We start from the raw sequence: 1,827 nt of genomic DNA, 5'->3' as shown, positions 1-1,827 counted from the left end.
GCCAGCCGACTGGCTCGCGCACCCGCTCACCGTGCTGAGCAGCAAGCCGCCGCTCCAACCGCTCGGCCAGCACCACCGGCGCCTGCTCCGAGCCCACGATCCCGGCCAGCCGCCGCAACTCGGCCTCGAGCGCCACCCGCACCCGGGTACGCCCCCCGGCATGCCCGATCCGGGCCCACTCCAGCTGCACCGGGTCTAGCACCCGCTCCAATCCCCGCGGCAACGACCACCGCAACCGGACCGGCTTCGCGACGACCGGCCCGGGAGCCGTCTGCCCCACCCCCGCTCGATCCGGCTGCTGTTCCCCGCGAAGCGGGCCACCCTGATCACCAGGCTCGTCGACCACGTCGATCCTGCCCGCGCCGGATTCGATCTCGCGCCCGTCCGCGCGCTCCGGCAACGGTGGGAACCCCAACGCGGCTTCGCCGGAAAAGCGAGATGAAGCAGTACCAGAACCACCTTGAGTAACCACCGACGCGTGGTCGGCGTGGAGCAGCGCACCAACAGCCTCTGCCTCCGACGCCTTGGCCCCCTCCTCGTCCTCGCGTTCCCCCAGGTCAGAAGCACTTTCCGGGCCGGTCCAGAGCTCCTTGGCACCCTCCTGATCCCTGAGTGCACCATCGCCCCCGTCATCCAGGCCGCCGTCCCCGACATCGAAGAACCCCTGCTGAACCCACCCCTCCCCCGGCTCCGCTCGCCGTGCCTCGTCCAATCCCGAAGCACAGTGCGCGCAGAATCGCTCCGCCTCTGGAGCGACCTCCTCCGCCCGCTGATCCTCGGCCAGATCGGGCACGATCCGAAGCTCGGCTGCGGCACCCCGGCCATGCGCGGCCGCCACCGCCGGCACCACCATCCGAATCCGGGCACCGGGCACACCCCTGCCCCGCACCTCCAACGCCCCCTGCTGTACCAGCCCGTCCACCACCCGGGCCGCCTCTGCCACCGAGCACCCCAACAGTCGCGCAACCGTCGCATCCGCCCGGTCGTAGTCAGCCGCCACCGCCCCGCCGACGAGCCGCACCCGACCATCCGGCCGGGCCGCCAGCACCAACCGCAGCAAGGCCAGCCGCTCCGCCGCAGCCCCCCGGCCTCGCCGAGCACCAAGTAGACCCGCGGGCGTCTCCCGCTTGCCCACCGGCGCCCACCCTGGCGCGAACAACGCCTCACACAACGCCAACAGGACCGACAACTCACGCTTCTCCAGCACCAGAGCGTCCGGGCGACAACGAGCCTGAGCGGCCGTCAGAGGAAGCAACTCCCAGCGCAGTCCATCAACCCGCCGAGTCCCGTCGACGGTCTTGGTCACCACCTTGGTTACCACCGCACCAGAACCACGAAGGCCAGGAAGCACGCGGTGATCGACCCAAGACTCAGACACGCCCAGCCACCGGGCCAACTGGCCTGCCCGAAGCTCAAGTTGTGACCCGCCTGCTGGCGACTTCGCCAGCAGGACAACAGCCGCCAGGGCTTCAACCAGCGGACGCCGACGAAATGATCGGTCCGTTACGAGAGCCTCAAGCGCGTCAGAGAGACGCTCCCGCATCCGCGGGAGCAGCAACAACGGCGCAGACAACGCTGAGGCATCGGCAGACCTAGGCGCGCTGGGTGAGGGCGACCACTGGTCTGATGCGTTCCGAGACCCAGGAAGCGAGCGTGGCCTCTTTGTGCTTGTTTGGGCGTAGTTCGAAGAAGACTCCTGAGAGTCCGTTTTTGGCAATACGAAACTAGCCCCACGGCTGGCAGCTATGATCTGCTCCTGTCGAGGGATATGAGGGAAACCGTCATCGCCGTCCGGCCGGCTTGGGGAAGCACAGGGGCCAGACGCGA

At 69.1% G+C, this 1,827-nt stretch carries 1 pseudogene; it reads right to left on the bottom strand.

What is annotated here, in order from left to right:
- Positions 1–1,306: pseudogene (locus ABZ281_RS47970) on the bottom strand (hypothetical protein); the annotation flags it as partial.
- Positions 1,307–1,827 lie beyond the last annotated feature (521 nt).

The organism is Streptomyces sp. NPDC006265 (genome assembly GCF_040613555.1).
Taxonomy (GTDB): Bacteria; Actinomycetota; Actinomycetes; order Streptomycetales; family Streptomycetaceae; genus Streptomyces.
Note: the sequence above shows the minus strand (reverse complement) of the source record. Positions and strands in the feature narration are given on the sequence as shown.